Source organism: Streptomyces thermocarboxydovorans (assembly GCF_039524635.1).
GTDB lineage: Bacteria > Actinomycetota > Actinomycetes > Streptomycetales > Streptomycetaceae > Streptomyces > Streptomyces thermocarboxydovorans.
Genome location: NZ_BAAAGU010000043.1, coordinates 63,384 through 70,982, shown reverse-complemented (window position 1 = coordinate 70,982; position 7,599 = coordinate 63,384). Strand labels below are relative to the sequence as shown.

The 7,599-nt window shown below is 70.5% G+C and carries 6 protein-coding genes and 1 rRNA gene; 2 read left to right on the top strand and 5 right to left on the bottom strand.

The window, feature by feature from the left end:
• Both rrf and ABD198_RS20605 read left to right on the top strand, forming a co-directional pair.
• Positions 1 to 73 (top strand): 5S ribosomal RNA (gene rrf / locus ABD198_RS30755); the annotation flags it as partial.
• 134 nt (positions 74 to 207) lie between these two features.
• A complete protein-coding gene (locus tag ABD198_RS20605; protein ID WP_344003934.1) occupies positions 208 to 774 on the top strand; it encodes a GNAT family N-acetyltransferase in 567 nt (188 codons plus the stop codon).
• 25 nt (positions 775 to 799) lie between these two features.
• Here the strand turns inward: ABD198_RS20605 and ABD198_RS20600 are convergent, their stop codons facing one another.
• The 5 genes from ABD198_RS20600 to ABD198_RS20580 are packed head-to-tail and all read right to left on the bottom strand — an operon-like array spanning position 800 to position 7,443.
• A complete protein-coding gene (locus ABD198_RS20600) occupies positions 800 to 2,332 on the bottom strand; it encodes a TraM recognition domain-containing protein (RefSeq protein ID WP_344003931.1) in 1,533 nt (510 codons plus the stop codon).
• Positions 2,333 to 2,354: 22 nt separating this feature from the next.
• Entirely contained in the window at positions 2,355 to 3,764 is a 1,410-nt protein-coding gene (locus ABD198_RS20595) for an ATP-binding protein (RefSeq protein WP_167997515.1), read from the bottom strand.
• A gap of 13 nt (positions 3,765 to 3,777) precedes the next feature.
• The gene (locus ABD198_RS20590; protein WP_344003926.1) at positions 3,778 to 5,334 is read right to left on the bottom strand and encodes an SCO6880 family protein; all 1,557 of its coding nucleotides are present in this window, start codon (positions 5,332 to 5,334) and stop codon (positions 3,778 to 3,780) included.
• Positions 5,331 to 6,647 carry a hypothetical protein gene (locus tag ABD198_RS20585; RefSeq protein WP_344003923.1) on the bottom strand — a complete coding sequence of 439 codons (1,317 nt, stop codon included), beginning with the start codon at positions 6,645 to 6,647 and terminating at the stop codon, positions 5,331 to 5,333. Before ABD198_RS20585 ends, ABD198_RS20590 begins: the two co-directional genes overlap by 4 nt.
• Positions 6,637 to 7,443 (bottom strand): DUF8175 domain-containg protein, encoded by an 807-nt coding sequence (locus ABD198_RS20580; protein ID WP_344003920.1) that lies wholly within the window; start codon positions 7,441 to 7,443, stop codon positions 6,637 to 6,639. Before ABD198_RS20580 ends, ABD198_RS20585 begins: the two co-directional genes overlap by 11 nt.
• Positions 7,444 to 7,599: the final 156 nt, after the last annotated feature.

Here is a 7,599-nt window from a genome sequence, read left to right as displayed (position 1 = left end):
CCCGGAAGCTAAGCCTTACAGCGCCGATGGTACTGCAGGGGGGACCCTGTGGGAGAGTAGGACGCCGCCGGACGATTTTTCCGGGAAACCCCGCACCTTCTGGTGCGGGGTTTTCTGCATTTCAGGGCCGGCCTGCTGGTCCCGTTTTCGGTCCCGTGGAGGTAATCCGGTGGGAGGGCGCCGTACCCCGGTACTACAGTGGCGGTCATGACCGGTAGTGGTGAGCCCCTCGGGGACTGTGTGATCCGGGCCGTGCGTGCCGAGGAGTGGCGTGCGGTCAAGGAGCTGCGGCTGACGGCCTTGCGGGATCCGGTGGCGCACCTGGCCTATCTGGAGACGTACGAGCATGCGGCCGCGCAGGCCGACGACTTCTGGCGGGACCGGACGGCCCGGACCGCCGAGGGCTCGGAGGGGGCGCAGCAGTTCATCGCCGAGGCGTCGGACGGGCAGTGGGTCGGGTCGGTGACGGTGCTGGTGGAGGAGCCGGGCACGACGGACTGGACCGGGGCCGTCGTGCAGCACAAGCAGGGCCACCTGGTGGGGGTGTACGTGCGGCCCGAGGAGCGCGGGAGCGGGCTGACCGAGGTGCTGTTCGACGCGGCGCTGGACTGGTCGTGGGCGCACGGGGTGGAGCGGGTGCGGCTGTTCGTGCACGAGGACAATGCGCGGGCGTACCGCTTCTACCGCCGGGCCGGGTTCGAGCCCAGTGGGCTGACCGTGCCGCTGAAGGGGTCGGACAAGCGGGAGCTGGAGCTGGTGCTGGAACGCGGGTGAGGCGTCCCTGCGGGGCCCTGGGGGCTCAGACCGGGAGTTCGTCGTGCGGCCAGCGGGCGCGGCCCTGTTCGCGGGAGCGGAGCAGGGCGAGAGTGGGCATGCCCTGATCGGCGCCGTGGGCGAGGAGCTCCGGGAGCTGGGGGAGCGGTGCGACGGCCGCCACGTCGTCCAGGACGAGGGTGAGTGGTGGGTCGAGCCGACCGGAGGATGACCGTGCGGCCATGCGCCGGCCGTGCTCGACCACGCTTGCGGCGAGAGCCGTCAGCAGGGGCATAGCGCCCGGGGTGGTGCGGGGGGACTCGATGGATTCCCCCACCACATAAAGCGTGCCCCCTTCATGGATGAAGGAATCCAAGGCGAGGGCATCATTTCGGTTGGGAGTGCAGGCCTCGCGGACGTTGACCGTGGAGAGCGCGGACAGGGCGCGGGTGATCAGCTGCTGGGCCATGTCCCGGCGTTCGGGGTGCGCGGTCAGGGCCGCCTCGAGTTCACCCGCGGAACCGGCGGCGGCCTTGGGGCTGGTGCGGAGGATGCGTACGGCGTCCTGGAGCTGGGTGCCCTGGGACCAGCGGTGGACATGGCGGATGGTGCGGCCGTCGACGGCGGCCGCGTGCAGATAGCTGCGCAGCAGGGTCTCCGCGGTGTCGCTGACCGCCTGGTCCAGCCGGGAGGTGGGGCGTACGGGGGTGAGGAGGGCGGCCGCTCTCGCCACGGCGGTGTCCTTGGCCTCGCAGCCGGTCGTCGGGGACCAGTGGAGGCGGGACGGGGTGTCGCAGAGGTGGGTCGGGTCGTAGAGATGGGTGGGGCCCAGCTTGGCGCGGGCGTCCTTGGTGGCCTCCCAGAGGGCCGGGTTCGAGGTGACGACCAGGACGGGGCCGGTGGCGTCCTGCACGGCCTGGGTGGCGGTGGAGTGGCGGGTGGCCGGTGGGCCGTAGTGCACGGTGCCCTCGGCGCGGTGGGGATCCCATCCGGTCGGTGAAGGGGCGCCGTTGAGGGCGGGGACCGTCTCCTGTTGTGATGTCCCCAGTGGCGCTGTCTCCTGCGCCTTTGTCTCCTTCGGTGCCGTCTGCTGCTCCGGCTCCGGTACGGGTCTGGGCGTGGGGACCTCGCGGACCGGGGTTGCTCGAGGTGCGGCGGCCGCCGTCTCCGGCTGCGTGCGTTGCCGCTTGGCCGCCGCGGCGCGCTCGGCTCGGCGGCGGGCCCGGCCGGCTCTCCAGCGGGCCACCGTGCCCATCACGAACACCGTGAGCACGAACAGGACCATCAGCTGGCCGATGAACAGGCCCCAGAAGAGGCCGTAGCCCGGCAGGTCGGTGGACGGGGTGTCCGGCCAGGCTCCGGGGATCTCGTGGGGTTCGGCGATGAGCCGGCGCATGGCGTGCGGGGTGCGGGAGAAGGTGACGCCGGACGGCCAGGAGCCGTGGGCGAAGAGGGCGGCCAGGCCCGTGCCCGTCCAGATCAGGACGGTCATGCCGAGGAGGAAGGCGAGGACGCCGACCAGCAGTCCGTCGGGGATGCCGCCCTGGCCGGTGCGCCCGCGGTGGTCCTCGGGTCTCACGTGTCCGCCCTCCCCCTTGTGCCTACGCCACCGTCGATTCGGAGTCGCCGACGTGCTGTTCCACGAAGGCCGCTGCGCGCTCCTCCGCCTCCCGTTCGGCGGCGCGCAGGGCGTCGTCGGACAGGTCGGTGGAGGACTCGGTCATGGCGCGGTCGGTGAAGACCAGGGGCCGTTCGGTCTCGGTGACCAGGTGTTTGACCACCTGGACGTTGCCGTTGACGTCCCACACCGCGATGCCCGGTGTCAGCGTGGGGATGATTTCCACCGCCCACCTGGGCAAACCAAGGACCCGGCCGGTGGCCCTCGCCTCGTCCGCCTTCTGGGCGTAGATGGTCCGGGTGGACGCCATCTTCAGGATGGCCGCTGCCTCCTTGGCCGCCGCGCCGTCCACGACGTCGGACAGGTGGTGGACGACGGCGACGAAGGACAGGCCGAGCCGGCGGCCGAACTTCAGCAGGCGCTGGAACAGCTGGGCCACGAACGGGCTGTTGATGATGTGCCAGGCCTCTTCGACGAGGAAGATGCGCTTCTTGCGGTCGGGGCGGATCCAGGTGTGCTCCAGCCACACGCCGACGATCGCCATGAGGATAGGCATGGCGATGGAGTTGCGGTCGATGTGGGACAGGTCGAACACGATGAGCGGCGCGTCCAGGTCGATGCCGACCGTGGTCGGGCCGTCGAACATGCCGCGCAGGTCACCGTCGACGAGCCGGTCCAGGACCAGCGCGACGTCCAGGCCCCAGGCCCGTACGTCGTCTATGGCGACATTCATCGACTCGGCCGACTCCGGTTCGGGGTGGCGGAGCTGCTCGACGATGTCGGAGAGGACCGGCTGGCGGTCGGTGATGGTCTCGTTGACGTAGGAGTGGGCGACCTTGAGCGCGAAGCCGGAGCGCTCGTCGAGGGCGTGGCCCATCGCGACCTCGATGATCGTGCGGAGCAGCGCGAGCTGTCCGGTGGTGGTGATCGCGGGGTCGAGGGGGTTGAGCCGGATGCCGTGGTCGAGCGCGGCCATCGGGTCCAGGCGGATGGGCGTTATCCCCAGCTCCTGGGCGATGAGGTTCCACTCCCCGACGCCGTCCTCGCCCTGGGCGTCCAGGACGACGACCTGCCGGTCGCGGAAGCGGAGCTGACGCAGCACGTACGTCTTCTCCAGCGCCGACTTGCCGTTGCCGGACTCGCCGAGGACGAGCCAGTGCGGGGCGGGCAGTTGCTGGCCGTAGAGCTGGAAGGGGTCGTAGATGTAGCCCTTTCCGGAGTAGACCTCGCGGCCGATGATGACGCCGGAGTCGCCGAGGCCGGGGGCGGCGGTCGGCAGATAGACCGCCTGTGCCTGGCCGGTGGAGGTGCGCACCGGCAGCCTGGTCGTCTCCACCTTCCCGAACAGGAAGGAGGTGAAGGCGTCGGTGACGACGGACAGCGGATCCCGCATCTGGAATCAGCCCCTACCTTCGAATGCCGGTGGCGAACGGGAGTGTGTTCACGAAGGCGCGGTGGTGCTCACGGTCGCACCACTCCAGCTTCAGGTACGACTTTCCGGCCGAGGCTCTTATCGTCCGCTTGTCGCGGGCGAGGGCCTCGGGCGAGCGGGAGGAGACGGTGATGTAGCCGACGAGGTTGACGCCGGCGGCGCCGCTGGCCAGATCCTCGCCGCGCTGGTCGAGGCGGGAGTGGGCGGCGACGTCGCGCGGGTCGACCGTGCGGTTCAGCTTGGCGGCGCGGGACTGCTCGGCCATGTCGTTGGTCTTCTCGGTCAGCATGCGTTCGATGGCTACCTCGGTGGGCTCGAGATCCATCGTCACGGCGACCGTTCGGATGACGTCGGGGGTGTGGACGAGCAGCGGGGCGAGGAAGTTGACGCCGACCGGGGTCATCGGCCACTCCTTCACCCAGGCGGTGGCGTGGCACCAGGGGGCGCGGGTGGCGGACTCGCGGGTCTTGGCCTGGAGGTAGGTCGGCTCGGTGGCGTCCAGTTCGGCCGGCCAGGCGTTGCGCTTGGTCATCGCCTGGATGTGGTCGATGGGGTGGTCCGGGTCGTACATGGAGTGGATCAGCGAGGACAGCCGGCTCTGGCCGAGCGGCTGCCGCACCCGGATGTCGGCCTCCTGCAGCCGGGAGCAGATGTCGGTCAGCTCGCGGGCCATGACGACGGCGAGCCCGGCGTCCCGGTCGACCCGGCCGTGCTGGCTGCGCATGGCGCGGGCGACGGCGTTGGCCTCGGCGGCCAGTTCGCGGTTGTAGTGCATGCAGGCGACCAGGTATGCGCGGTGCTGCTCGCTGCTGGTGGAGACCATGGACTGCAGCTGGTCGTAGGACTCCTGCAGCCAGGCCGGTGCCCGGTCGTCGCCCCGGACGGCGACGTCCTTGGCGTGGGCGTCGGGGTCGGCGGGCAGGGTGCGGGCGAGCATCTGCAGGCGGGTGACGAAGCCGTCGCCGTTGGCCACGTGCTTGAGCAGGGTGCCGAAGCGGTCGACGAGGGTCTCCTGGTCCTCGGAGTCGCGCAGGCCGACGCCGGGGCCCTCGATCTCGATGGCGGCGGTGACGGTCTTGCGGTCGGCGTGCAGCAGCACGGCGATCTCGTCCGGGCCGAACGGCGCGGAGAGCCAGGTGATGCGCCCGATGCCGGGCGGGGGTCCGACCTCCACCTCGCGTCCGTCGAGCCGGGTGCCGGCCTCGATCACGCCGGAGCGGTAGACAGCGCCCCTGCGCAGGGTGCGCTTGTAGCTGCGGTTGATCTCGAACCACTTGTAGAACGTGCGGTGCTTGTACGGCAGGTACACGGCGGCGAGCGCCAGCATGGGCAGGCCGGCGAGCAGCACGATCCGCAGCGACAGGATGGGCACGAGGAGCCCGCACATCATGCCGAGGAACGCGCCGACGACGATGAGCGCGATCTCTCCGGTCTCGCGGTTGCGGCCGATGATCGCGTTCGGCCGGGCACGGCCGATCAGATACGTACGGCGGGGCGTGACCGGAGGGGACAGGTGGGACTCGGTCGTCAACGCCCTTCACCTCCCGTGCGGTTCGTACTGCTGGTGCGGGTGTTGCTGGCGTGCGGGGTGTTGACCGGGCTGCTCGAGCGGGGTGCGGGTGCGGCGGAGGGGACAGTTCCGCCGCCGTCGGAGGTGCGCGAGCTGTGCGCGGCCACGCCGCCGGAGGCGGGGTTGGACGGTCGGGGAGGCTCGCTGTGGTGGGCGCGGGAGCTGTGGGTCTTGATGCCCTGGGCGACCAGGGTCGCCGGGGAGCTGATGACGGCCGCGGCCTTGCTCTCGGCGCCCTGCATGATGCGGTTGCTGCGGGAGCCGGCGATCTCGTCGCCGAAGCCGGGGACGAAGCGGTAGATCATCGCCGAGGCGAAGATGGCGAGCAGGATGATCGCCAGGCCGGAGACCACGGCGGAGAAGGCGTCCGGTCCGTCGTCCGCGGAGAGCGCGCCGGCCAGGCCGAGGACGATCACGATGACCGGCTTGACCAGGATGACGGCGATCATGATGCCGGCCCAGCGGCGGACGTGGCCCCACAGGTTCTTGTCGACCAGGCCCGCGTAGACGACGGTGCCGAGGAGGGCGCCGACGTAGAGCAGGGCGGCGCGGATGACCAGCTCCAGCCAGAGCACGCCGGCGGCGATGATCGACACGAAGGAGACGACGATCAGCATGATCGGTCCGCCTCCGATGTCGTCGCCCTTCTCCAGGGCGGCGGCGAACGTCCCGAAGAACGTGTCGGTCTGATCGCCCGTCGCCTTGGCCAGGACGTCCGTGACGGAGTCGGTGGCGGAGACGACGGTGTAGAGGATCAGCGGGGTGAAGGCGGAGGCCAGCACCGTGAGCCAGAGGAAGCCGATGGCCTCGGAGATGGCGGTGGTGAAGGGCACGCCCCGGACCGCCCTCTTGGCGACGGCGAGCAGCCAGAGGAGCAGGGTGAGGATGGTGGAGGCGGCGAAGACGACGGCGTACTGCTGAAGGAACGTGCTGTTGGTGAAGTCGACCTCGGCGGTCGCCTCGACGGCCGCGCTGAGCTTCTTGACGGTCCAGGAGGCGGCTTCGGCGCAGCCCTTGGCGAGGGAGGCGAGGGGGTCGAGGGTGGTGCTGGGGTCACTGAGCCCGCCTTCGCCTTGGCCGGGGGAGCCGGAGCCGCCGGACTGGCCTTGCTCGCAGTAGTCCTTGGCGGGGCCATGGATCAGGTCGCACGGGTCGTCGCTGGGGGTGGGCGTAGGCGTCGGTGCAGCGAGGGCGCGGGCCGGGAACAGGACGGCTGCCGTCTGCACGGCCACGACGAGGCCTGTCAGTTTGACCAGGCGGCGGCTAGCGGGCATACGTGAACCCTCCGTACTCCTTGACGGCCTTCGCCATCTCGTCGGCGCCGGCGGCCCGCTCGTCACCGGGAATCGGTGCGGGGCCGACCTTCTGCGAATGGGTCACGATCTTCCAGTCGCCGTCCGTCCACTCAAGCTGCATCGTGATGGTGAACCAGCTGCTGGTGACCGGATTGGTGGACTTCTCTCCCGCCAGGCCCAGGAGGCCGCTGCACCAGACCTCGACCGTCGCGGAGTCGGCCGTCCATGCGGTGACCTTGGTGCCGACAGGTGTCGTGCGGGAGACGAACGTGAAGCCCTTCGGAGCGCTTCCGTTCTCGTCCAGGCCCAGGCTCTTGTTGAACTTGGGCGAGTACGCCTTGTCCAACTGCGCCTCGAAGGCCGCGACCCGGCCAGGGACGATGACCGCCCGCAGAATGGCGTCGCGGCGCGCCTTGTCGAACATCTCGGCGGAGCCCAGCACCACCGCATAATTCGCCGCCGCACTCTCCGCCCCTTGGCGGGTGTGGGCGAAGCCCGAGGGGATGCCCGCTGCCTTGGTGCTCACCGGCTTCTCGCCCGTCGGCGCCGTCGCCGCGGACTTGGGGGAGTCCGCGCTCTCCGCGCCCGTACCGGAATCCTCTCCTCCACGGTTCGCGAAGGCGATCGCGGCAATGAGGAGGACGACGACGCCGACCACCGTCACGAGGCTGCGCGAGGACGACCGGCGCCCGCCTCTGCGCGCACCCCCGTACAGGTCACCGCCTTCCGGCATGCGAGTGCGCGTCTGGCCCGACTCGCCGTCACCGAGACTCATGCCGCGTACGCCCCCTCGACGTCGTGCGGAAACACCTCGTGCTCCGTGTACTCCTCGTACGACGGTAGCCGTGCTGGTTCCCGCGCGGGCGCGGTGTGGTGACTCGACATCAGAGAAACGCAACCTCAGCCGGTGGGCGCGACGGGCGGGTGGGGT